This window comes from Streptomyces sp. NPDC059785, from assembly GCF_042732375.1.
Lineage (GTDB): Bacteria > Actinomycetota > Actinomycetes > Streptomycetales > Streptomycetaceae > Streptomyces.
This window is the reverse complement of sequence record NZ_JBHWHV010000032.1, coordinates 56,020-79,445: the sequence shown is the minus strand read 5'-3', so window position 1 is coordinate 79,445 and position 23,426 is coordinate 56,020. Positions and strand designations below refer to the sequence as shown.

Genomic DNA, 23,426 nt, shown 5'->3' with positions numbered 1-23,426 from the left:
ACCGCCCCTCGTCCTTCTTCACTTCTCAGGAGCCCGGCACCGTGACGACGACGCTTGCCCTCGGACCAAGCTGGTTGGATCCGAACTACCTCCTGGACACGTTCGGCATCTGGGGCCTGCTGCTCATCGTCTTCGCCGAGTCCGGCCTGCTCATCGGCTTCTTCCTGCCGGGCGACTCGCTGCTGTTCACCTGCGGCCTGCTGATCACGTCCAAGCAGCTGGACTTCCCGCTGTGGGCGGCCATCGCGCTGATCTGCCTCGCGGCGATCGCCGGTGACCAGGCGGGCTATCTCTTCGGCAAGAAGGTCGGACCCTCGCTCTTCACCCGGCCCGACTCCCGCCTCTTCAAGCAGGAGAACGTGGTCAAGGCCCACGAGTTCTTCGAGAAGTACGGCCCGAAGTCCCTGGTCCTGGCCCGCTTCGTGCCCATCGTGCGGACGTTCACGCCGATCATCGCCGGCGTCAGCGGCATGCGGTACCGCTCGTTCATCACGTACAACATCATCGGTGGCGTCCTGTGGGGCGCGGGTGTCACGCTGCTCGGCTCCTGGCTGGGCAACATCGACTTCGTGCACGAGAACATCGAGGCGATCCTGATCCTGATCGTCCTCGTCTCGGTGGTGCCCATCGCCATCGAGTTCCTGCGGGCCCGCAGCAAGAACAAGAAGGAGGCGGCCGCCGCCGTGGACGCCCCGGGCGCTGTCCCGCCGGGCCAGGGACAGGGCCAGGGGCCGGGTGGCCAGGGGCCGGGCCAGGCGCAGGGCCAGCGCGGCCGGCACGCCAAGCGCTAGTACCACTCCGCCCCGCGGAGGGTCAGAAGCCGCGCGTCCGCTTGGCCGCGCGGCGGTCCGCGAAGCCCGGCCCCGGCGCCCGCAGGAACAGCCGGGAGATCTCCGAGCCCAGATTCACCCCGATGGCGATCGCCAGCGCCAGGGCCGCCGCCTTCGACAGCGACACCAGCCCCTTGTCGACGTCGTTCTGGGCGATCGCCAGCAGCCCGAAGTACGTCGCCGAACCGGGCAGCAGCGGACCGATCGCGGCCGTCGTGTACGGCAGCGCCGACGCGAACTGGTACCGGGACAGCAGCTGCCCGAAGAGGCCCACCAGACCGGCCGCCACCGCCGTGGAGGCGACCGGCGAGATGTCCCCGACGTAGTGCATCGCGCCGTACACCGACCAGGCCACCCCGCCGTTCAGGGTCACCGCGAGCACGGTGGATCGTTCCTGCTGGAGCAGGACGGCGAAGGCGAGCGACAGCAGCATCGAGGCGGCGATCTGGAGCAGCGGGCGCTGGGAGTCGCTGAGCGCCTGGTCGGGGTCGAGCTCCGCGCCGAGCTTCACGCCGAAGTAGAGGACCACCAGGACACCGGCGACGATGCCCACGAAGAAGTACATGACCTCGAGCAGGCGCGCGGACGCGGTGATGTAGAAGCCGGTCAGCCCGTCCTGCACGCCCGCGATCAGCGCTCTTCCGGGCAGCAGCGCGAAGAGCCCACCGGTGATCACCGCGGACGCCTTCACGTCCACGTGCGCGAGCTGGAGCGCGATGCCGACCGCGGCCGGCGGCATCGCGGCGACCGTGAACTGGTAGAACTCCGGCAGCCCGCGCCCCGCCGCCAGCCACGCCAGCCGGTCGCCCAGGACCGCGCCGAGCGCGGCGGCGACGAACACGAGGAAGCCGCCGCCGGCGAGCAGCGAGGCCGCGCCGGCCAGCAGCCCGGCCGCCGTGGACAGCACCCAGCCCGGGTACGGGTGCCGGTTGCGGCGTATCTCGACCAGGCGCCGGTAGGCCTCCTCCAGCGTGATCGCCTCGTGGTCGGGGTCGCTCAGGTCGTCCACGAGCCGGTAGACGGCGGCCAGCCGGGTGTAGTCGGTGCCCCGGCGGCGTACCGTCCGGGAGGCCGTCACCGGGTCGTCGACGAGGGACGGCTGATGGGTGATCGACAGCAGGGTGAAGGTGACGGTCGGCTCGCAGCGGTCGAGACCGTAGGAGCGGCACACGGCGAACATCGCCGCCTCCACGTCCTCGGCGCCCTCGCCGCCCGCGAGCAGCAGCTCGCCGATACGCAGCGTCAGGTCCATGACGCGGGGGACGGCGGGCCCGGACTCGTCCGCCTTCTGCGGGATCTCGGGCGCCGGGCGCTCGGCCACCGGCATGCGCAGCATCGTGCGCATCCGGTCCTGCCAGGGCGCCTCCTTGGGCGTCCGCAGCGCGGGGATGCCGTTCGGCGGGGTGAAGGCCGGGGTCTGCCGGGCGCTGTAGGAGTCCGGGGTGCTGAAGGCCGAGCCCTCCGGTTCGGCCTCCGCCTGCGGGACGTCCAGGCCGCGCGGGATCGCGAACTCCGACGTCGTCGACGACTCGTCCTCGACCGCCGTGGCCTGCGCCACCAGGCCGCTCGGCTGGGCGAAGGCACTCCTCGCCTCGTCCGACTGCGGCTTGCGGTCCTCCGCCTCCGGCTCCGCCACCTGCTCCCGTCCCGCCGTATGTGTCCCTACGTCTATTGCCTACCTTGCGTATGCCTCAGTATGCGTACGAAAACACGAACGGGCCGCGCGACCCGGAAGGCGGCGCGGCCCGTACGGCAGGGCGGGGGTCAGTGACCGCCCGACTCCTTGAAGCGCTTGTAGGAACGCTCGATCTCGGCCTCGGCCTCCGTGCGGCCCACCCAGTTGGCGCCCTCGACGGACTTGCCGGGCTCCAGGTCCTTGTAGACCTCGAAGAAGTGCTGGATCTCCAGCCGGTCGAACTCCGACACGTGGTGGATGTCCCGCAGGTGCTCCACCCGGGGGTCGTGCGCGGGGACGCACAGCAGCTTGTCGTCGCCGCCGGCCTCGTCGGTCATGCGGAACATGCCGATCGTGCGGCACTGGATGAGACAGCCGGGGAAGGTCGGCTCGTCCAGGATGACCAGCGCGTCCAGCGGGTCGCCGTCCTCGCCGAGGGTGTTCTCGACGAAGCCGTAGTCGGCCGGGTAGCTGGTCGAGGTGAAGAGTCGACGGTCCAGGCGGATCCGACCGGTCTCGTGGTCCACCTCGTACTTGTTCCGCGAACCCTTCGGAATCTCGATCGTGACGTCGAACTCCACCGGTGGCTCCTCCATGATCAGCACATAGTTCTGGTGGTTAAGTGTCCCTCACGCAGGTGTGTGATCGCGAAAGGGGCTGGTGGTCGTGCCAGAGCTGAGGGCTTGGCGGGCCGCGAGACCGCATGTGGTGCGGGTCGCGCGGATGGTGCGGCCGCGCGCCGAGCGCGTCGTCCGCGCCGTGCGGACACGATCCGTGCAGGTCACGACCGTGCAACTGACAGCAGCGGCAGCCACCGCGGGCCTGCTGCTCGCGGCCGGGGTGGTGACCGCCGCGGGCCCCTGGGACTCCTCCGGCCAGCGTACGGCGGAGCGCGACTGGGCCGCATCGCGGGACCTGGAGGGTGGCGGAGATCACGGACGTAATTCCGGTACGTCCGGAAACGGGCCGGAGCCCGCGCCCAGCGCGGCGTCCGTCCTGGCAGCCCTCGGCTCCGGCGCGGGCGCGGCGCCCGCGCCCGCAGGCAAGGCGCTCGCCGGGGTGCTCGACCCGCTGCTCGCCGACGCCTCGCTCGGCGACGGGCGCTCCGCCGCGGTCGTCGACGTCGCCACCGGCGAGCGGCTGTACGCCAAGGGCCCGGACCGGGCGCTGACCCCCGCCTCCACCACCAAGATCGCCACCGCTACGGCCGCGCTCACGGCGGTGGGCGCCGACCACCGCATCACCACCCGCACCGCCCTGGAGCCCGGCACCAAGGAGGTCGTGCTCGTCGGCGGCGGCGACCCGACGCTGACCGCTCGGAAGGACGCGGGGGAGTGGGCGAGCCTGCGCACCCTCGCCGACTCCACCGCGCGCGCCCTGAAGAAGCGCAAACTGACCGATGTCACGCTCTCCTACGACACCTCGCTGTACAGCGGCTCGGGGGCGCCGCCGACCGGGGTCGACGGCAACCTCGCCGAGGTCACCCCGCTGATGGTCGACGAGGGGCGGCTCGACGGCTCCGACAGCGGTGCCGCCGCCCGCAGCGCCGACCCGGCCGCCGACGCCGCCCGCACGTTCGCCGGCCTGCTCCACGAGCGCGGCATCAAGACCACCTCGCCCGGCCCCTCCAAGGCGACCGGGCGCGCCGAGAAGCTCGCGAAGGTCCAGTCGCCGCCGCTGTCCGCCCTGGTCGAGCGGATGCTCACCAACAGCGACAACGACATCGCCGAGGCCCTCGCCCGGCAGACCGCCCTCGCCTCGGGCGAGCCGGCCAGCTTCGCGGGCGGCGCCGCCGCGGTCCGCGCCCAGCTGAAGAAGCTCGACACCCCGCTGACCGGCGCGGACTTCGCCGACGGCAGCGGCCTCAACCGCGCGGACAAGCTCTCCGCGGGACTGCTCACCCGGCTGCTGGCCGCGGCCGGCGACCCCGACCGACCCGAACTGCGCACCGTGCTCACCGGCCTCCCGGTCGCGGGCTTCACCGGCACCCTCAGCAACCGGTACGTGGCCGGCGCCGACCGCCCCGCCACCGGCGTCGTACGCGCCAAGACCGGCACCCTGACGGGGGTCAACGCGCTGGCGGGCACGGTGGTCGACGCCGACGGCCGGCTGCTCGCCTTCGCCTTCCTCGCCTCCGGGACCACCGACCGCATCGCCGCCCAGGAGGCCCTGGACCGGGCGGCCGCGGCCCTCGCGGGGTGCGGCTGCCGGTAAGAGCGCGCCCGGCCGGGGACATGACACAGGCTCCAACGCGCGTCCAGGCGCACCATGGGCACCGGTGGTTCCGCGCGGACGCCGGCCCCGGTGTCTCGGCCCTCACCGCGCCGGGCCCGCTCACGTACCGTTGAGACATGACGAGCATCGGTGGTGCCGCATCTGCTGGGATGGTCGACTGGAATCTCGCGGTGGCGACCGCGACCCGGCTCGTGCGGCCGGGACCCGAAGTGAGCCGCGAGGAGGCCAGGGCCGTCGTCGCGGAACTGCGCCGGCACGCGAAGTCCTCCGAGGAGCACGTCCGGGGGTTCACCCGGATGGGCGAGGACGGGGTGCACGACACCCCGGTCCTCGTCGTCGACCGCCCCGGCTGGGTCCGGGCGAACGTCGCCGGCTTCCGGGAACTGCTCAAGCCGCTGCTCGACAAGATGCAGGAACGTCGCGGCTCCAGCCCCGCCGGAGCCGTCCTGGGCGCCGTCGGCGGCAAGGTCACCGGCGTCGAGCTGGGCATGCTCCTGTCGTTCCTGTCCTCCCGGGTCCTCGGCCAGTACGAGACGTTCGCCCCGGCGACGCGCGAGCTCCCGGCGGGGGAGAACGGCGGCGGCCGGCTGCTGCTCGTCGCACCGAACATCGTCCACGTCGAGCGCGAACTCGACGTGCAGCCCCACGACTTCCGGCTCTGGGTCTGTCTGCACGAGGAGACCCACCGCACCCAGTTCACGGCCGTGCCCTGGCTGCGTGATCACCTCGAGGGCGAAATCCAGTCTTTCTTGGGGGAGACGGACGTCGACCCCATGACCGTCCTGGAACGGATCAGGGAGGCCGCGCAGACCCTGGCGGGCGGGCGCCCCGAGGGCGAGGACGACGAGGACGGCGGCCGCTCCCTGGTGGAGCTGGTGCAGACCCCCGCGCAGCGGGAGATCCTCGGCCGGCTCACCGCCGTGATGTCCCTGCTCGAAGGGCACGCGGACTTCGTCATGGACGGCGTCGGACCCGCCGTCGTACCGTCCGTCGCCGAGATCCGCGAGAAGTTCCAGCAGCGCCGCGCGAAGGGCGCCTCCCGCCTCGATCTGGCCCTGCGCAAGCTGCTCGGACTCGACGCCAAGCTCCGGCAGTACCGGGACGGCGAGCGGTTCGTGCGCGCGGTCGTCGAGGAGGTCGGCATGGACGGCTTCAACCGGGTGTGGACCTCCCCGAACACGCTGCCCACCAAGGCGGAGATCGCCAAACCGGCGGACTGGGTCGCGCGGGTGCACCGCAAGGCGGAGTCGTGAACGACGCGTGTGAACAGTGAGGCGAAACCGGCCGAGGACAGGTGAACGCCTCCGCAATCACCCGTCCGAGGGACCGTGGGGCCCGCAATGGCGTGCAATGCTCGGGGAACGTCCGTGTTCTGTCACCATCTACACACTCTGAGTGACCGGCCTCGGGCTCACCCCCGACAACTTCATGAAGGGAACCGGACATGGGTCCCCACCCAGCGGTCGCGGCGATACGCCTGGCGGTGCGCCGCGTACTCCACGACATCCTCACGGAGCACACCGACTCCGCCGACGGCGAGCGCGTGCCCGTTCCGCACACCGGCCACGCCCCGGCCGCCGTACCACCCGCCGCCCCCGGCGGCGAGCGCGTGCCCGCTCCCGCCACCCGGCGCACGACGCTGCCTGGTGGACCGGACCGCGCCCCGCGCGAGCAGTCGCTGCCGAGCCCCGCGCGCCCCGGCGGCGAAGCGCCCCCGGCGCCGCTCGTGCTCGTCGCCTGCTCCGGCGGCGCCGACTCCATGGCGCTCGCCTCCGCCCTCGCCTTCGAGGCCCCCAAACTCGGCATCCGCGCCGGCGGTGTCACGGTCGACCACGGTCTCCAGCCCGGCTCCGAGCTGCGCGCCGACGACGTCGTGCTGCGCCTCACCGAGCTCGGCCTGTCCCCGGCCGAGGCCGTCGGCGTCAGCGTCGGCCGCGACGGCGGCCCCGAGAACGCCGCCCGCGACGCCCGCTACGCCGCCCTGGACGCCGCCGCGGAGCGCCACGGCGCCGCCGCCGTCCTGCTCGGCCACACCCGCGACGATCAGGCTGAAACCGTTTTGCTGGGCCTCGCCCGCGGCTCCGGCATCCGCTCGCTGTCCGGGATGGCGGCCGTCTCGGGCGGACCGGGGGCCAGCCGCCGCTACCGGCGCCCCTTCCTCGGCCTCGACCGGCAGACCGCCCGCAAGGCCTGCATGGTCCAGTCGCTCCCCGTCTGGGACGACCCGCACAACACCGACCCGGCCTACACCCGCTCCCGGCTGCGCCACGAGGGCCTGCCCGCCCTGGAGAAGGCGCTCGGCAAGGGAGTCGTCGAGGCGCTCGCCCGTACGGCCCAGCTCTCCCGCGACGACGCCGACGCCCTGGACGCGTGGGCCCGCCAGGCCGAGACCTCCGTACGCGACGCCGCCGGGCTCCTGGAGTGCGCCAAGCTCTACGCCCTGCCCCCCGCCGTCCGCCGCCGCGTGCTGCGCCGCGCCGCCATCGAGGCGGGCGCCCCGGCCGGTTCGCTGTTCGCCCGGCACATCGAGGAGGTCGACCGGCTGATCACCGGCTGGCGCGGCCAGGGAGCCATCAATCTCCCGGGCAAGGTCGTCGCCCAGCGGCAGGGTGGCAGACTGGTGATTCGGCAAGGCTGAGACCGGACCCCCGACCGGGACCGGGCACGGGACGGGTGGGCGCTCCGGACAGCCGGTGGGACGGACGACCGAAAGTGATGCGGGTGGACGCGAAAGACATGGGCACCGACCTGAAGTCGGTGCTCATCACCAAGGAAGAGATCGACGCGAAGCTCGGCGAGCTGGCCGCGAAGATCGACGCGGAGTACGCGGGCAAGGACCTGCTGATCGTCGGGGTGCTCAAGGGCGCGGTGATGGTCATGGCGGACCTGGCGCGTGCGCTGTCCACCCCCGTCACCATGGACTGGATGGCCGTGTCGTCGTACGGCGCGGGCACCCAGTCCTCCGGTGTGGTGCGGATCCTCAAGGACCTCGACACCGATATCAAGGGCAAGCACGTCCTGATCGTCGAGGACATCATCGACTCCGGGCTGACCCTGTCCTGGCTGATCTCCAACCTCGGCTCCCGCGAGCCGGCCTCCCTCAAGGTGTGCACGCTGCTGCGCAAGCCCGAGGCGGCCAAGGTCGCGATCGACGTCGAGTGGGTCGGCTTCGACATCCCGAACGAGTTCGTCGTCGGGTACGGCCTGGACTACGCGGAGAAGTACCGCAACCTCCCGTTCGTCGGTACGCTCGCGCCCCACGTCTACGGCGGCTGACCCGACCGGTCCCCGACCTCGTGGGACCTTCGGGAACCTCAGCGGGTTTCGCGCCGTTGGAGCATGCGTAGACGGGATTGTCAGCCGTCCCCTGCGGCTTCGGGTGACAATGCTGGGGTACCGTCCGAAGAACAGTCTTTAAAAGTCTTTATCAAACTCACTATGGCAGGAGGGACGGGGCGGCTCCGCTCCGTATGGATGGACGTGAAGCGATACTTCCGTGGGCCGGTCATGTGGATCGTGCTGGCCGTCCTTGCCGTGGTCGTGTTGATGCAGGTCGTCGGCTCGTCCGGTGGCTACAAGACGGTGGACACCGGCCAGGTCGTCCAGGCGATCAATGACAACAAGGTCGAGTCGGCCAAGCTCACCACCGGCGACGAGCAGATCATCAAGGTCTCGCTCAAGGAGGGCGAGAAGGTCGAGGGCAGCTCGAAGATTCAGGCGAGCTACATCGGCGACCAGGGCGTGGCCCTCGCCAGCACCCTTCAGGACAAGTACCAGAACAAGCAGATCACGGACGGCTACACGGTCTCGCCGACCAAGCAGAACGCGTTCGTCGGCATCCTGCTGTCGCTGCTGCCCTTCGTCCTGATCGTCGTCGTCTTCCTGTTCCTGATGAATCAGATGCAGGGCGGCGGCTCCCGGGTCATGAACTTCGGGAAGTCCAAGGCGAAGCTCATCACCAAGGACACCCCGAAGACGACGTTCTCGGACGTCGCGGGCTCGGACGAGGCGGTCGAGGAGCTCCAGGAGATCAAGGAGTTCCTCCAGGAGCCCGCGAAGTTCCAGGCCGTCGGGGCGAAGATCCCCAAGGGCGTCCTGCTCTACGGGCCTCCCGGTACGGGCAAGACGCTTCTCGCGCGCGCCGTCGCGGGCGAGGCGGGTGTCCCGTTCTACTCGATCTCCGGCTCGGACTTCGTCGAGATGTTCGTCGGTGTCGGTGCGTCCCGCGTCCGCGACCTCTTCGAGCAGGCCAAGGCGAACGCCCCGGCGATCGTCTTCGTCGACGAGATCGACGCGGTCGGCCGCCACCGCGGCGCCGGCCTCGGCGGCGGTCACGACGAGCGCGAGCAGACGCTGAACCAGCTCCTCGTGGAGATGGACGGCTTCGACGTGAAGGGCGGCGTCATCCTGATCGCCGCCACCAACCGGCCGGACATCCTCGACCCGGCGCTGCTGCGCCCGGGCCGCTTCGACCGGCAGATCGCGGTCGACCGCCCGGACATGCAGGGCCGTCTCGAGATCCTCAAGGTGCACCAGAAGGGCAAGCCGGTCGCCCCGGACGTCGACCTGTCGGCCGTCGCCCGCCGTACGCCGGGCTTCACCGGCGCGGACCTGAGCAACGTGCTGAACGAGGCCGCCCTGCTCACCGCCCGCAGCGACAAGAAGCTGATCGACAACTCCATGCTGGACGAGGCGATCGACCGGGTGGTCGCGGGCCCGCAGAAGCGGACCCGGATCATGTCGGACAAGGAGAAGAAGATCACCGCGTACCACGAGGGCGGGCACGCCCTGGTCGCGGCGGCGTCCCCGAACTCCGACCCGGTGCACAAGATCACGATCCTGTCCCGGGGCCGTGCGCTCGGCTACACGATGGTCCTGCCCGACGAGGACAAGTACTCCACCACGCGCAACGAGATGCTCGACCAGCTCGCGTACATGCTGGGCGGCCGCGCGGCCGAGGAGCTCGTCTTCCACGACCCGACCACCGGCGCCGCGAACGACATCGAGAAGGCCACCGCCACGGCCCGCGCGATGGTCACGCAGTACGGCATGACCGAGCGGCTCGGCGCGATCAAGTTCGGCGGCGACAACACCGAGCCGTTCCTCGGCCGGGAGATGGCGCACCAGCGCGACTACTCGGAAGAGGTCGCCGCGCTCGTCGACGAAGAGGTCAAGAAGCTCATCGAGAACGCGCATAACGAAGCCTGGGAAATCCTGGTGGAGAACCGCGACGTCCTCGACAACCTGGTGCTCCAGCTGCTGGAGAAGGAGACGCTGGGCAAGGAGGAGATCGCCGAGGTCTTCGCCCCCATCGTCAAGCGCCCGGCCCGCCCGGCGTGGACCGGCTCCTCCCGGCGTACGCCGTCCACCCGTCCGCCGGTGCTCTCCCCCAAGGAGCTGTCGCTGACGAACGGTGCGAACGGCTCGTCCCCGGCGGTCGCCGGCGCCACGGAGTCCGTCCCCTCGGCGGACGCCGCCCCGGAGGACCGTCCCGAGAGCTGACCCGGCTCCCGGGCGCCTCACCAGGCCCGGAATGAATGCCGCGCCCCCCAGGTTCTAGCCTGGGGGGCGCGGCATTCATGTATGTCCGCATCTGGCGCGCTGGACCACAGGCGCGAAAGGCACAGGAACGAGGACCCAGAATGACCGACCCCGTGACGCTGGACGGCGCGAACGCGATCGGCGAGTTCGACGAGAAGCGCGCCGAGAACGCGGTACGCGAACTGCTCATCGCGGTCGGCGAGGACCCGGACCGCGAGGGGCTGCGCGAGACACCGGGGCGGGTCGCCCGGGCCTACAGGGAGATCTTCGCGGGGTTGTGGCAGCGGCCCGAGGACGTGCTGACGACGACGTTCGACCTGGGGCACGACGAGATGGTCCTGGTGAAGGACATCGAGGTGCTGAGCTCCTGCGAGCACCACCTGGTGCCGTTCGTCGGTGTCGCCCACGTCGGGTACATCCCGTCCACCGACGGCAAGATCACCGGTCTGTCGAAGCTGGCCCGGCTGGTGGACGTCTACGCCCGCCGTCCGCAGGTGCAGGAGCGGCTGACCACCCAGGTGGCGGACTCGCTGATGGAGATCCTCGAACCGCGCGGCGTCATCGTCGTCGTGGAGTGCGAGCACATGTGCATGTCGATGCGCGGGGTGCGCAAGCCGGGGGCGAAGACGATCACCTCGGCGGTGCGCGGCCAGCTCCGGGACCCCGCCACGCGCAACGAGGCGATGAGCCTGATCATGGCCCGCTGAGCCCAGTTACGGCCCCGCGCCCGATCGGGCGCGGGGCTTCGCTCACGCCCGGGCCGCGCCGCCGTTGTCGTCGTCGTCCTCGGGGAGCTTGCAGACGCGCTCCAGGAAGAAGCCGGCCGCTATGACGCCGATACCGGCGACGACCGAGAACCCGGCGTAGATCGCCTGGTCGCGGCGGGCCGGGATGTCCAGGGACTCCAGCAGGAACACGCCCGTGCCCCCGTACATGCCGGCGACCAGGGCGGCCACCAGGGCGCTGGCCTGGCCGAAGACCACCGCGCGGGCCGCCATCAGGGGCTCGACGCCCTTGGCGCCCGGCCGGCGCTCGCGCTGGGCCCGCAGCCGGGAGCGCAGGGAGAGCGCCGTCGCCAGCAGGATCACGGCGATGAGGGCCAGCACGATCGGGGCGGCCAGCGGGACCCTGGGGAGCGTGCCCACCGAGTTCCACAGGCGGGCGCCTGCCCAGGACAGGACGCCGGCCACGACGAACACGGCGGCCAGCGTCCTGATGCGCAGCTCTTTCACTTGTCCCCTTCGCCCTTTCGGCAATCCGGCCTCTGGTCGTCCTGACCGTCTCGACCTTAACGATTACTCGGGCAGCCGGAGTTCCAGGTCGGCGCGGGGCGCGACGCCTTCCCGCGTGACGGCGTCCAGCAGGCCGGCCACCGGGCCGCGGCCGGGGAGCTGGGCCTCGGGATCCACGTCGTACCAGGGGGCGAGGACGAAGGCGCGCTCGTGGGCGCGCGGGTGCGGGAGCGTCAGCACGGGGTCGTCGGAGACCACGTCGGCGTAGGCGACGATGTCGACGTCGATCGTGCGCGGGCCCCAGCGCTCGTCGCGGACCCGGTTGAACGCCTCCTCCACGGCGTGCGCGCGCTCCAGGAGCGAGGAGGGCGGGAGGGTCGTCTTCAGCACCACCACGGCGTTGAAGTAGTTCGGCTGGCTGTCCGGGGCCACGCCCCACGGCTCGGTCTCGTAGACGGGGGAGACCGCTTTGACGCGGACGCCGGGGGTGTCCTCCAGGGCGTCGATGGCGCCCTGGAGGGTCTCCAGGCGGTTGCCCAGGTTCGAGCCGAGGGAGAGCACGGCCCGGTGGGGGTTGGACAGGGTCGTATCGGCGGCGTCCACCCGCTCGACCACGGAGGAGGGCACCGGCTGGACGGTCGGGTCGCTCTGACCCCCGGGCAGGAAGGCGGTCATACTCGGCTCCGGGTGATGGTGACGGTCACGTCGTCGAAGGGGACGGTGATCGGGGCGCCCGGCTTGTGGACGCAGACCTCGACCTCCTGGACCCCGTCGTGCTTCAGGCAGGTCTGGGCGATCCGCTCGGCGAGCGTCTCGATGAGGTCGACGGGGTCGCCCTCGACGACCGCCACGACCTCCTCGGCCACGATGCCGTAGTGCACGGTCTTCGCCAGGTCGTCGTCGGCCGCGGCCGGCCGGGTGTCCAGGCCGAGCGTCAGGTCCACGACGAAGGTCTGGCCCTCGGCCCGTTCCTCCGGGAAGACGCCGTGGTGCCCGCGGGCCTTGAGGCCGCGCAGCGCGACACGATCCACGCGAATCACTCCTGCAATCGTCGGGGGGCGGCAGGTACGTACCTGGTGCGGTCGGCGGTACCGGCCTCGAACGAATCTACCTGCGGGCACTGACAGTGCTCGGTCGCGGGGGCGGGCACCCGGGCGAAGACCGTCAGGCTTCACCGGCTGTTTCCCCCGGGGAACACGGCGGCTCACGGGTTGGTAGCCGCCCCTACCCATGGGCCGGTGATTCCAACCACGCCCTCCCGCCTACCCACTCAACCGGGTGTGTCGTCGCTCTCCTCGTCGCCGGATTCGGCCATCACGGGGGACGCGTGGTGCGACCAGAGCTTCCAGCCGTCGGACGTGCGGTGGAACACGTTCGTGGCGACCACGAGCTGGCCCACGAGCGGACCGAGCTCGTCGCCGTCCTCGGGTGCCGGACCGCCGCTGAGGATGTTCTCGGTGCAGGTCACCAGGGCGGTGTCGCCGGTGACGGAGACGTGCACGTCGGTCAGGAAGAACTGGATGTACTCGGTGTTGGCCATGATCAGCGCGTACGACCTGAGGACCTCGCCGCGGCCGAAGAGCACGGGCCAGCCGGGGTGCACGCACGAGATCACCCCGGCGTCCGCCGGGTCGTGGACCTCCTCGTCGTAGCCGAGGTCGGCCGGGGTGAGCCAGAGCGACGACAGCTCCTCGAAGTCGCCCCGCTCCATCGCCTCGTAGAAGGCGGTGTTGGCCTGTTCGACCGCCTCGACGTCGGTGTGGGCGGCACTCACCGGAGTCCTGCTCCGCCCGGCCCGGCGGTCCTGGCGCCCTGCACGGCCCGCGCCACCCGGACCGCGTCGGCGGTGGCCCGCACCTCGTGCACACGGACCGCCCACGCGTCCTGCTGGGCGGCGAGCGCGGAGACGGCGGCGGTGGCGGCGTCGCGTTCCCTGGCGGGCGGCGGGGCGCCGTCGGGGCCCGCGAGCACCCGGCCGAGGAAACGCTTGCGCGAGGCGGCGACGAGCAGCGGGTGGCCCAGCGCGCGCAGCCGGTCCAGGTGGGCGAGGAGCACGAGGTCGTGCTCGACGTCCTTGGAGAAGCCGAGGCCGGGGTCGATGACGACGCGGTCGGCGGCGACACCGGCGGCCAGGACGGCGTCCACGCGCGCGTGGAGCTCGTCGACGACCTCGCCGACCACGTCCTCGTACGTGCCCCTGATGTTGCCGCCGGCCAGGAAGCCGCGCCAGTGCATGACCACGAAGGGGGCGCCCGCGGCGGCGACGACCGGGAGCATCGCGGGGTCGGCGAGGCCGCCGCTGACGTCGTTGACCAGGGCGGCTCCGGCGGCGAGCGCCTGTTCGGCGACCGAGGCGCGCATGGTGTCGACGGAGACGGTGACGCCCTCGGAGGCGAGCCCGCGGACGACGGGGATGACGCGCCGCAGCTCCTCCGCCTCGTCCACGCGGGTGGCGCCCGGGCGGGTCGACTCACCGCCGACGTCCACGAGGTCGGCGCCCTCGGCGACCAGGTCGAGGCCGTGCTTGACGGCGGTGGTCGTGTCGAACCAGCGGCCGCCGTCGGAGAAGGAGTCGGGCGTCACGTTGACGACTCCCATGACCGCGCAGCGGTCCCACGTCGGCAGTCCCGCCACTTGGCCGCGCCCGCTCTTGCTGCTCATACGTCCAGCCTAGGCCCCCGGGGCGGGGCCGCTTCCCCGGTGGGGCGCCCCGCCCGGACGGGCGGGACGCCCCGGTGTACGGCGGCCCGGGCGGGTGCCCCGAGGGGGTTCGGGCAGGAGGCGCCCGCCCGGGCCTGCTCTGCGGTCAGGCGGCGCTGACCCTGCGTTCCGCGCCTGTGTCGGGTGCGCCGGAAGCCGCTGCCCGGGCGCGCGGGCTCAGCAGGCGGGGCAGCGGCAGGTGCACGAAGCCCTCGGCCTGCATGGCGGCGAGACCGATGCGTGGCAGGTCCCCGGAGGAGCGGTAGACGATGAAGCGGGGCTCCCAGCGGGGCCGGAACTTGGCGTTGAACCGGTACAGGGACTCGATCTGGAACCAGCGGGAGAGGAAGACCAGCAGTCCGCGCCAGGCGCGCAGCACCGGTCCCGCGCCGATCTTCTCGCCGCGGGCGAGGGCCGCGCGGAACATCGCGAAGTTGAGCGACACGCGCGCGACGCCGAGCCGGTCAGCCGCCGTCAGGGACGCCACGATGAGCAGTTCGTTCATCCCGGGGTCGGCCGAGCGGTCGCGGCGCATGAGGTCAAGGGAGGCCCCGTCGGTGCCCCAGGGGACGAAGTGCAGTACGGCCTTCAGATCGCCGTACGGGCCCGGCTCGTCGTCCTGTTTGTGGGCGGTGGCGATGAGACAGTCGCCGTCGGCGGCGTCGCCGATGCGGCCGAGCGCCATGGAGAAGCCGCGTTCGGTGTCCGTGCCGCGCCAGTCCTCGGCGGCCCGGCGGACCCGGTCGAGCTCGGCCTCACTCAGGTCGCGGACGCGCCGGACCCGGGTTTGGTACCCGGCGCGCTCGATGCGCTTGACCATCTGGCGCACGTTCCGCATCGCGCGCCCGGCCAGGGAGAAATCCGCGACGTCCACCACCGCCTCGTCGCCGAGTTCGAGGGCGTCCAGGCCGGTCTCGCGGGTCCAGACCTCGCCGCCCGTCTCGGAGCAGCCCATGACGGCGGGCGTCCAGGAGTGGGCCCTGGCCACGTCCATGAAGCGTTCGATCGCGCCCGGCCAGGCCTCTACGTCGCCGATCGGGTCGCCGCTGGCGAGCATCACGCCGGAGACGACCCGGTAGGTGACGGCGGCCTTGCCGCTGGGGGAGAAGACGACGGCCTTGTCGCGGCGGAGCGCGAAGTGGCCGAGCGAGTCGCGGCCGCCGTGCCGCTCCAGGAGGGCGCGCAGCCTGCTCTCGTCGTCCTCGGTCAGCCGGGCTGCCGGGTGGTCGGGCCGGAAGGCCAGGTAGATCGTGGTGACGGCGGTCAGCAGGCCGAGCGCGCCGAGCAGGAAGGCGACCGTCGAAGAAGTGCGCCCCATGTAGTCGACGGGCCCCTGGACGCCGCAGAGGCCGTACAGGACGTGCTGGATGCGGTCCGCCAGGCTCGGGTCGCCGACCATCCGCCGGGCGTGGGCGCCCACTATGACGAGGCCGAGGGCCAGCGAACCGGCGCCCATGAGGACGAAGTTGGCCAGCGCGCGCCAGCGGCTGCGCGGGTCGGGCAGCGCCGCGAACTGGTCGCGGTGGCGGACCAGCGGCACCAGCAGCGCCACGGAGATGAGGACGCCGAGCAGCGAGTGCCGGTAGACGAACTGGGCGACGGCACCGGCCGGGAGGAGGACGACGGTGGCACGCCAGGCCCGGCGCTTGCGGCGGCGCAGCCCGTGCGCGAGGAGCAGCAGGAGCACGCCGGCGCTGAGCGAGAGGGCGGCGGCGAACGGGCCGAGCGCACCCGGCAGCACCTCGGCGAGGGCGTGCATGCGGCTGTGCCGGAAGTGGGGAAAGGCGCCGGCGGCGATGTCCAGGAGACCGACGAGCGTGCAGGCCCTGGAGACGAGGGCGGGGACCGCCTCGGGGCGGGGGCCGCCGAGTATGCGCCGCGTCCGGCCGGAACGCCCGGACCGGGCAGGAACCTTGCCCGACATTTCCCCATCTATCCTGACAGACATCGCATCCCGTAGTTCTGCGAGAGACCTTTGAATCCGGTGCCAATCCGGCATCCGGCGACATTGCGCCCTCTAGGACGGTGTCTTGGGGGGCCAGGTTCACTCCCCGTCGGAAAGCCGGTTTAAAAGGCGAGAAAAGTCCGGGGCAAGCAGCCGCGCGGAGCGGCGCGGGCCACGGGACGGAAAGCGCAGGCAGGAAGTCCATGGGTCTCACGAGCAACAAGGTGCTGGTACTGGCGGTGCTCTGTGCCGTGCTGCTGTTCGTCGGCACGGTCTGGCTGTGGCCCCGCCTCGCGCGGCGCACCTGGCGGGCCGTCAGCGGCCGTGTGGGGCTGCTGCTCGCCACACAGGTGGCGGTCTTCGCCTCGATCGGGCTCTGCGCCAACCAGGCGTTCGGGTTCTACGCCAGCTGGGCGGACCTCTTCGGCCGGGAGAACGGCCAGGGCGTGGTCGTCGACCACACCCCCGGGGACGCGGACGGCGGCCCGCTCCAGGTCGTCGGCGTCCGGCGGGTCAACGTGCCCGGCGGAGCGCGGCCGCGGACCGGCGGCCAGATCCAGCAGGTCGACATCGTGGGCCGGACCACGCACATCGCCACCCCCGCGTACGTGTACCTGCCGCCCGAGTACTTCCAGGCGCGGTACCGCACGCGTACGTTCCCCGCGGTCACCGTCCTCACCGGCTACCCGGGCACCGCGGAAGCCCTCGTCAAGGGGCTGCACTATCCGCAGACGGCGCACGAACTGGCCAAGACCGGGCGGATGCAGCCGATGATCCTCGTCATGCTGCGGCCGACGGTGGCACCGCCCAGGGACACCGAGTGCGTGGACGTACCGAGCGGCCCGCGCACCGAGTCGTTCTTCGCCGACGACCTCCCCGAAGCCGTGTCGGCCCACTACCGGGTGGCGAAGAAACCCGGCGGCTGGGGGACCGTCGGCGACTCCACGGGCGGCTACTGCGCGCTGAAGCTCGCCCTGCACCACCCCGGGACGTACGCCGCCGGGGCGGGCCTGTCGGCGTACTACAAGGCGCCCGTCGACGCCACGACGGGCGATCTCTTCCACGGCCACGCGCGCGTGCGCGACGAGGCCGACCTGTGGTGGTACCTCAAGCACCGGCCCGCGCCGGACACCTCACTGCTCGTCACCAGCAGCAGGCAGGGCGAGGCCGGCTACGAGGACACCCTGAAGTTCACAGAGCTGGTGAAGTCGAAGCGGCCCACCCGGATCTCGTCGATCATCCTCGACAGCGGCGGGCACAACTTCAACACCTGGCGGCGCGAGATCCCCGCGACGCTCCAGTGGCTCAGCGGCCGGCTGAGCGACCGCTGAGCCGTGGCTCCCCGCGGACTTCAGGGGTGGCTCACCGTCTCCAGTTCGACGTCTGCGCGGGCGATGTCCCGGGCGTCCGCGGTCGTCGAGCGGCGCAGCGCCTCGTGCAGCCGGGCCGGGGTGAGCACCCCCAGGAAGCGGCCCTCGCTGCGCTCGTCGATGACGGCGATCCACCCGGCGTCGTGCTGGAGCATCGTCGAGAACGCCTGCTTGAGGGAGGCGCCCACCGGCAGCCACGCCTCCATGCGGCGGGCGTGCTCGCGGACCGTGCCGGTTCCCGCGCGCGCGTGCTCCTCGGAGATCCAGCCGTGCAGGTCGCCGTCCGCGTCCAGGACGACCGCCCAGCGCGCGTCCAGCTTCCGGGGCAGCGGGTCGTCCAGGCGGACCACCGGCGGCTGTTCGAGGTCGCCCTCCTCGATGGGCGTCACCGACAGCCGCTTCAGGCCGCGGTCCGCGCCCACGAAGTCCGCCACGTAGCCGGTCGCCGGGGCGCCGAGGACGGCCGACGGGGTGTCGAACTGCTCGATGCGCCCGGCGCCGTAGACGGCGATGCGGTCGCCGAGGCGTACCGCCTCCTCGATGTCGTGCGTGACGAAGAGCACGGTCTTGCGGACGGACTGCTGGAGGCGCAGGAACTCGTTCTGGAGGTGCTCGCGGACCACCGGGTCGACGGCTCCGAACGGCTCGTCCATGAGCAGTACCGGCGGGTCGGCGGCCAGGGCGCGGGCCACGCCGACGCGCTGGCGCTGGCCGCCGGAGAGCTGCTCGGGGTAGCGGTCGCCGTACACCGACGGGTCGAGGCCGACCAGGTCGAGCAGTTCCGCGGCGCGCTCGCGGGCCTTGGCGCGCTTGACGCCGAGCAGGTGCGGGACGGTCGCGGTGTTGTCGAGGACCGTCTTGTGCGGGAACAGGCCGATCTGCTGGATGACGTAGCCGATCCGGCGGCGCAGCTCGACGGGGTCGACGGCGGCTATGTCATCGCCGTCCAGGAGTATCCGGCCGCTCGTCGGCTCGATGAGCCGGTTCACCATCTTCATCGTGGTCGTCTTGCCGCAGCCCGAAGGGCCGACCAGCGTGACCAGTTCCCCCTCGGCGACCTCGAAGGACAGGTCGTCGACGGCCGTGGTGCCGTCCGCGTAGCGCTTGGTGACGTTCTCGAACCGGATCATGGCTCCCCATTGTGGCCGAGGGCGGCGGGCGTTGTGTGAATGCGGTGTTTCGCCGTTACGGCGGCTCTCGGCCATTGTCAGTGCCGCGCGTTAGGGTCGCCAGCAGGTCACAACCTTGTGTGACTGTGCGGTCGACTGACATACGTTCGCGGGTTTCGGGGGAGGTGGGGCGGCGTGAGCGAGCAGAACTGCCTGGTGGCCAACGACTGGATCTGCGGGGAGTACCTCCGCTCCCGCAGCCAGGAGCTCGTCGACGCGACGGTGCAGCACGTGTGGATCACGGTGGCCTCGGTCGCGATCGGAGTCGTCGTGGCCTTCCCGCTGGCCCTGCTGGCGCGGCGGTACCGCGGCTTCGCCGGCCCGGTCCTCGGCGTGACGACCGTCCTGTACTCGATCCCGTCCCTCGCCATGTTCTCGCTGCTGCTGCCCCTGTTCGGGCTCTCGGCGTCCCTGGTGATCACGGGCCTCGTGCTGTACTCGCTGACGATCCTGGTGCGCAACATCCTGGCGGGGCTCCAGGCCGTCCCCGAGGAGGCCCGCGAGGCCGCGCGCGGACTGGGGTACGGACCGGCGCGGCTGCTGTGGGAGGTCGAACTGCCGCTGGCGCTGCCCTCGGTCCTCGCCGGCGTGCGCATCGCCACGGTCTCGACCGTCGCCCTGACCACCGTGGGGTACATCGTGGACTACGGCGGCCTCGGCACGCTCATCGTCAGCGGGCTGCACAGCGACTTCAAGGCGCAGGTGCTCACGGCCTCCGTGATCTGCGTGCTGCTCGCCCTCCTGGCCGACCTGCTGCTGCTCGGTCTCCAGCGGCTGCTCACGCCCTGGACCCGGGCCGGCCGCACCTCTCGAATACGCCGGGGCCCGGCGGTCCCCGCCAAGGTGGCTGATGCGGCATGAACGCGATATCGGGTGCGTACGACTGGCTGGCGACGAGCGGGAACTGGCAGGGGGAGAAGGGGGTCTGGCACCGGCTCGCCGAGCACCTGTACTTCAGCGGGGTCACGCTCGCCGTCTCCTGCCTGATCGCGCTGCCGCTCGCGCTGTGGCTCGGGCACATCGGCAAGGGCGGCGCCCTCGCGGTCAACGTGTCGAACGTGGGCCGTGCGGTGCCCACACTGGCCGTGCTGGTGCTGCTCACGCTCACCCCGCTCGGCCGCCACGGGGACCTGCCGACGCTGATCGCGCTGGTGCTCTTCGCGCTCCCGCCGCTGCTGACGAACGCGTACATCGGGATGCGCGAGGTGGACCGGTCCGTGGTGGAGGCCGCGCGGGGGATGGGCATGAGCGGCGGCCAGATATTCCGGCAGGTGGAACTGGTGCTGGCGTACCCGCTGATCCTGACCGGGGTGCGCTCCGCCACGGTGCAGATCATCGCCACGGCGACGCTCGCCGCGGCGGCCGGCGAGGGCGGCCTCGGCCGCATCATCACCGCCGGTTTCAGTCTTCAGAACACGCCGCAGGTGGTGGCGGGCGCGTTTCTGGTGGCGGTGCTCGCCCTGCTGGTGGAGGGCGCCCTGGTGCTGGCGGGCCGGGCCTTCGACCCGATGCGCGGCCGTTACGGCACGACCCGGTGACGCCCGTCAGGTGACACCGACCGGTGTCACCGACCGGCGACACCGGTCAGGTGGCGCCGAGCGGGCAGAGCCGACTCGGTGACATCCGCCTGCTTGTCCTGCGGAGGCCCACTCTTGAACCTTATGAACTTGTCGATAGGGGAAACACGATGAACAGCAGAACGCGTCGGATGGCGGTCGCGGCGGTGGCCGCCGGCGCACTGACCGTGGGGCTCACCGCGTGCGGCGGGGACAGCCTGGAGGACGACGGCTCCGACAAGGCGTCGGGCGGCGGCAAGGGCGAGCTCGTCGTCGGCGCCGCCGGGTTCACCGAGGCCAAGGTCCTCGGCGAGCTCTACAAGCAGGTGCTGGCCAATGCCGGTTACAGCGTCTCCGTCAAGACCGTCGAGAACCGCGAGATCTATGAACCGCAGCTCGAGAAGGGCGCGATCGACGTCGTCCCCGAATACGCGGCGACGCTCGCGGAATTCCTCAACCTGAAGGAGAACGGCTCGGACGCGAAGACCGTCGCCTCCAGCGATGTGGACGCCACGGTCACCGCGCTGAAGAAGCTCGCCGAGCCGAAGGGCCTCAAGGTGCTGCCGGCCGGCCGGGCGGTGGACCAGAACGCCTTCGCGGTGAGCACCGAATTCGCGAAGAAGCACAACCTCAAGTCCCTTTCGGATCTGGGTAAGTCGGGGGTCAAGGTCAAGATCGCGGCCGGTGACGAATGCGAGACGCGTCCGTTCTGCGCCCCCGGTCTGAAGAAGACGTACGGGATCGATGTCACCGGAATCGACCCGAAGGGTGTCGGTACCACCCAGTCCAAGCAGGCGGTCAAGAACGGCACGGACCAGCTCGTGCTGACCACCACCACGGACGCCACGCTGGACAACTTCGACCTGGTGCTCCTGGACGACGACAAGAAGCTCCAGAACGCGGACAACGTGCTCCCGGTGGTCAACGCCAAGGACGCCGGTGACCAGGAGATAGCCGACGCCCTCGGAAAGCTCACCGAGACGCTGACGACGGATGATCTTGTGGAACTCAACCGCAAGGTCGACGCGGAACGTGCGAAGGAGGCCGATGTGGCCAAGGAGTATCTGGAGTCCAAGGGATTGATCAAGTAGGAGACGCGCCCCGCGCGAGAGGAATGCGGCTTTCGCGAGGGGGGGTGATCGCCCTCGCGAAGACGGACGATCGCCCCCGCGAAGGTGAAGTCGAGATCCTGTCGGGATAGTTGTGAAGGCCGGGTCGAGGCCAAGTCGTGACCTTCTCGATGCCTGAGCAGTGTGAAGCGCGAGAGGTGGCTGTGTTTTTACCGCGCGGGGCACCATCATTCGCCTACGCGCGGTAAGTTTCTGGCCATGCCACGTGGACGTCACCGCCATTCCCCGCCCTTGCACAGGCTGCTGCCCTCCTCGGTGATCGCAGGCGTCTCGGTCGTCTGCGCCGTGGGCCCTTGGTTGTTCACGGAGCCATGGGGGCTCCGTGGGCTGGCCGCGGGTGCCGCGGTGACGACCGCGGTGGGCTGCGTCGTCATGCGCCGCTGGGACGCGTCGGCGGGCAAACAGGTCGCCGACCTCACGCGCGCGCGGGCGAGCGACGAGTGGCGTCACGAGGAACGCGTCGCCGAGCTGGAGGCCGACCTCGACGAGTCGCGCGAGCTGCGCGGCAAGCTGGAGCAGCGGCTGCGCGCCAAGCGGGCGGAGCTGGCGGGCCTGCGCAACGAGCACGCGGCGCTGCTGCGGCGGTACGCCACGGCCGAGACGGAGCGGGCGACCGCCCTGGAGGGCCGCCGGCAGCTCGCGATCGAGGCGTCGGTGCCGTCGCGTGCGCTGCCCGCGGCGCCGTCACCGGCACCCGTACACGTACCCGCACCGGCGACGGCACCGGAAGCGGCGGCCGCGCCCGGAGCGGCGTCTTCCTCCGAGGCGGCGTCCACCTCCGAGGTGACGTCCGCACCGGCGGAAGTTTCCGTAGGTTCCGAGTCGCCGCGGGTCTTCTCTCCGGAGGGGTCCTCGCTCTTCCTGCGGGCCAGCTCGGCGCTGGACCGGATCGCGGGCGGGGACGGGGACGGGGACGGGAAAAACGTCAAGGCGGAGGGGGCGGAGGCTCCGGACCAGGGGCAGCGGGCCGAGGGCGAGACCGAGGCCGAGATCGAGACCGAGGCCGAAGCCACAACCCAGGCCGAGGGTGTCGAGGGTGCGGCGGGTGCGGCGGAACTGGATGCGGGAGTGGGCGCGGGCGCGGGAGCTGACGGCCGAGCGGTAACGGAAACCGAGACCGGGGTCGGGACCGAGGCCGACTCGCAGGCCGAGACCGCAGCGGAGGCCGCAGCCGAGACCGCAGCGGAGGCCACAGCGGAGGCCGCAGCCGAGACCGCAGCGGAGACCGCAGCGGAGGCCGCAGCCGAGACCGAGGCCGGTTCGGAAGCTGAGGCAGGTTCGGAAGCCGAGGCCGGTTCGGCGGCTGAGGCCGGCTCGCAAGCCGAGACCGGCTCCGCAGCCGCGGCCGACTCCGCAGCCGTCACGGACTCCGCAACCGAAGCCGACTCCGCGGCCCTGACGGACCCCGCAGCCGTGGCCGACTCGGACGCGGTCAGCAAGACGGCCGCCGTGAGCGAGACCCCGGCCGACACCGACACCGCCACCGACGCCGGAACCCCGGCCGTGACCGGCACTCGGACCGAGACCCCGAGCCGGCCTCAGACCCGGACTCAGACCCGGACCCAGACCCAGACCCAGACCCCGGCCGCTTCCGCAGGTACCCACGACGTCACGCCGCCCGACGGTCCGCCTACCGGGCCCGGCCGGCCCGTGCGACCCTCGGGGCACTTCACGGTGCCGACCGCGGTGGCCGTCGTCCCGGCGGCGCCCCGGCGGCGGCCCCGGATCGAGGGCGGCTTCGACTTCTTCGGCACGCAGAAGCAGGACTCGCCGGCCGAGCTGGACGACGTACAGAACGAGGATCTCGCGGACGTCGTCGGCCAGGAGGCGCTCGCGGTGCACAAGGCGGAGTCCGAGGACCGGTTCAAGCCCGTCGACGAGAGCGCGCGCGGTGTCGGCCAGGTCATCGACCTGACCGCGCACGACGAGACGGAGCAGATCAATGTAGGGGAGCTGCGCAGCGCGGTTTCCTGAGCCCGCCAGGGGCGACCGCCGTCGAGCGGACCGCCGTACAGGGGTGGGCGGACGGACACACGGGTGAGG

General features: G+C 71.6%; 21 protein-coding genes. 12 read left to right on the top strand and 9 right to left on the bottom strand.

The window, feature by feature from the left end; all coding sequences use genetic code 11:
• Nucleotides 1-41 precede the first annotated feature (41 nt).
• Nucleotides 42-791 (top strand): DedA family protein, encoded by a 750-nt coding sequence (locus ACFV6E_RS23995; protein ID WP_385162450.1) that lies wholly within the window; start codon nucleotides 42-44, stop codon nucleotides 789-791.
• A gap of 22 nt (nucleotides 792-813) precedes the next feature.
• On the opposite strand, the gene ACFV6E_RS23990 is transcribed toward ACFV6E_RS23995, so the two are convergent.
• Together ACFV6E_RS23990 and ACFV6E_RS23985 are read right to left on the bottom strand one after the other, a co-directional pair.
• The gene (locus ACFV6E_RS23990) at nucleotides 814-2,466 is read right to left on the bottom strand and encodes a threonine/serine exporter ThrE family protein (RefSeq protein WP_385162448.1); all 1,653 of its coding nucleotides are present in this window, start codon (nucleotides 2,464-2,466) and stop codon (nucleotides 814-816) included.
• A 128-nt stretch (nucleotides 2,467-2,594) separates the two neighbouring features.
• Nucleotides 2,595-3,086: an inorganic diphosphatase gene (locus ACFV6E_RS23985; RefSeq protein ID WP_121406362.1), complete on the bottom strand. Its 492-nt coding sequence runs from the start codon at nucleotides 3,084-3,086 to the stop codon at nucleotides 2,595-2,597.
• Between the two features lie 79 nt (nucleotides 3,087-3,165).
• Here ACFV6E_RS23985 and dacB point away from each other — a divergent pair, with 79 nt between their 5' ends.
• The 6 genes from dacB (at nucleotide 3,166) to folE (ending at nucleotide 10,988) form a co-directional block, all read left to right on the top strand.
• Entirely contained in the window at nucleotides 3,166-4,719 is a 1,554-nt protein-coding gene (dacB, locus tag ACFV6E_RS23980) for a D-alanyl-D-alanine carboxypeptidase/D-alanyl-D-alanine-endopeptidase (RefSeq protein ID WP_385464436.1), read from the top strand.
• Between the two features lie 137 nt (nucleotides 4,720-4,856).
• Complete coding sequence (locus ACFV6E_RS23975) at nucleotides 4,857-5,993, top strand: zinc-dependent metalloprotease (RefSeq protein ID WP_385162445.1); 1,137 nt, start codon at nucleotides 4,857-4,859, stop codon at nucleotides 5,991-5,993.
• Between the two features lie 191 nt (nucleotides 5,994-6,184).
• Nucleotides 6,185-7,378 (top strand): tRNA lysidine(34) synthetase TilS, encoded by a 1,194-nt coding sequence (gene tilS / locus ACFV6E_RS23970; protein WP_385162443.1) that lies wholly within the window; start codon nucleotides 6,185-6,187, stop codon nucleotides 7,376-7,378.
• A 77-nt stretch (nucleotides 7,379-7,455) separates the two neighbouring features.
• Nucleotides 7,456-8,016, top strand: a complete 561-nt coding sequence (hpt, locus tag ACFV6E_RS23965; protein ID WP_385162442.1) for a hypoxanthine phosphoribosyltransferase — start codon at nucleotides 7,456-7,458, stop codon at nucleotides 8,014-8,016.
• Nucleotides 8,017-8,214: 198 nt separating this feature from the next.
• A complete protein-coding gene (gene ftsH / locus ACFV6E_RS23960; protein ID WP_385162440.1) occupies nucleotides 8,215-10,242 on the top strand; it encodes an ATP-dependent zinc metalloprotease FtsH in 2,028 nt (675 codons plus the stop codon).
• A 140-nt stretch (nucleotides 10,243-10,382) separates the two neighbouring features.
• Nucleotides 10,383-10,988, top strand: a complete 606-nt coding sequence (gene folE, locus ACFV6E_RS23955; RefSeq protein WP_385174186.1) for a GTP cyclohydrolase I FolE — start codon at nucleotides 10,383-10,385, stop codon at nucleotides 10,986-10,988.
• A 42-nt stretch (nucleotides 10,989-11,030) separates the two neighbouring features.
• Here the strand turns inward: folE and ACFV6E_RS23950 are convergent, their stop codons facing one another.
• From ACFV6E_RS23950 to ACFV6E_RS23925, 6 genes are all read right to left on the bottom strand, one after another.
• Entirely contained in the window at nucleotides 11,031-11,513 is a 483-nt protein-coding gene (locus ACFV6E_RS23950; RefSeq protein WP_385174183.1) for a DUF3180 domain-containing protein, read from the bottom strand.
• A gap of 63 nt (nucleotides 11,514-11,576) precedes the next feature.
• A complete protein-coding gene (gene folK, locus ACFV6E_RS23945) occupies nucleotides 11,577-12,188 on the bottom strand; it encodes a 2-amino-4-hydroxy-6-hydroxymethyldihydropteridine diphosphokinase (protein WP_385174180.1) in 612 nt (203 codons plus the stop codon).
• Complete coding sequence (folB, locus tag ACFV6E_RS23940; RefSeq protein ID WP_385174177.1) at nucleotides 12,185-12,544, bottom strand: dihydroneopterin aldolase; 360 nt, start codon at nucleotides 12,542-12,544, stop codon at nucleotides 12,185-12,187. The genes folK and folB overlap by 4 nt, the downstream gene beginning before the upstream one ends.
• A gap of 239 nt (nucleotides 12,545-12,783) precedes the next feature.
• Nucleotides 12,784-13,287, bottom strand: a complete 504-nt coding sequence (locus ACFV6E_RS23935; protein ID WP_385464433.1) for a nuclear transport factor 2 family protein — start codon at nucleotides 13,285-13,287, stop codon at nucleotides 12,784-12,786.
• Entirely contained in the window at nucleotides 13,284-14,174 is an 891-nt protein-coding gene (gene folP / locus ACFV6E_RS23930) for a dihydropteroate synthase (protein WP_385174171.1), read from the bottom strand. Before folP ends, ACFV6E_RS23935 begins: the two co-directional genes overlap by 4 nt.
• Before the next feature lie 145 nt (nucleotides 14,175-14,319).
• The gene (locus ACFV6E_RS23925; protein WP_385464431.1) at nucleotides 14,320-16,137 is read right to left on the bottom strand and encodes a phosphatidylglycerol lysyltransferase domain-containing protein; all 1,818 of its coding nucleotides are present in this window, start codon (nucleotides 16,135-16,137) and stop codon (nucleotides 14,320-14,322) included.
• Nucleotides 16,138-16,361: 224 nt separating this feature from the next.
• Between ACFV6E_RS23925 and ACFV6E_RS23920 the strand changes: the two genes are divergently transcribed.
• On the top strand, nucleotides 16,362-17,489 hold the full coding sequence (locus ACFV6E_RS23920; RefSeq protein WP_385464428.1) for an alpha/beta hydrolase: 1,128 nt from the start codon (nucleotides 16,362-16,364) through the stop codon (nucleotides 17,487-17,489).
• 20 nt (nucleotides 17,490-17,509) lie between these two features.
• Here ACFV6E_RS23920 and ACFV6E_RS23915 read toward each other — a convergent pair whose 3' ends face one another.
• Nucleotides 17,510-18,658, bottom strand: a complete 1,149-nt coding sequence (locus ACFV6E_RS23915; RefSeq protein ID WP_385174162.1) for an ABC transporter ATP-binding protein — start codon at nucleotides 18,656-18,658, stop codon at nucleotides 17,510-17,512.
• Between the two features lie 174 nt (nucleotides 18,659-18,832).
• On the opposite strand from ACFV6E_RS23915, the gene ACFV6E_RS23910 reads away from it, so the two are divergent.
• The 4 genes from ACFV6E_RS23910 to ACFV6E_RS23895 all read left to right on the top strand — a co-directional run bounded on the left by ACFV6E_RS23910 (nucleotide 18,833) and on the right by ACFV6E_RS23895 (nucleotide 23,357).
• Nucleotides 18,833-19,558: an ABC transporter permease gene (locus ACFV6E_RS23910; RefSeq protein ID WP_385174159.1), complete on the top strand. Its 726-nt coding sequence runs from the start codon at nucleotides 18,833-18,835 to the stop codon at nucleotides 19,556-19,558.
• Nucleotides 19,555-20,235, top strand: coding sequence for an ABC transporter permease (locus ACFV6E_RS23905; protein ID WP_385174157.1), 681 nt, complete (start codon nucleotides 19,555-19,557; stop codon nucleotides 20,233-20,235). Before ACFV6E_RS23910 ends, ACFV6E_RS23905 begins: the two co-directional genes overlap by 4 nt.
• Before the next feature lie 149 nt (nucleotides 20,236-20,384).
• Nucleotides 20,385-21,344 (top strand): ABC transporter substrate-binding protein, encoded by a 960-nt coding sequence (locus ACFV6E_RS23900; protein ID WP_385174154.1) that lies wholly within the window; start codon nucleotides 20,385-20,387, stop codon nucleotides 21,342-21,344.
• A 384-nt stretch (nucleotides 21,345-21,728) separates the two neighbouring features.
• Nucleotides 21,729-23,357 carry a hypothetical protein gene (locus ACFV6E_RS23895; RefSeq protein WP_385464425.1) on the top strand — a complete coding sequence of 543 codons (1,629 nt, stop codon included), beginning with the start codon at nucleotides 21,729-21,731 and terminating at the stop codon, nucleotides 23,355-23,357.
• The last annotated feature ends 69 nt before the right edge of the window (nucleotides 23,358-23,426 follow it).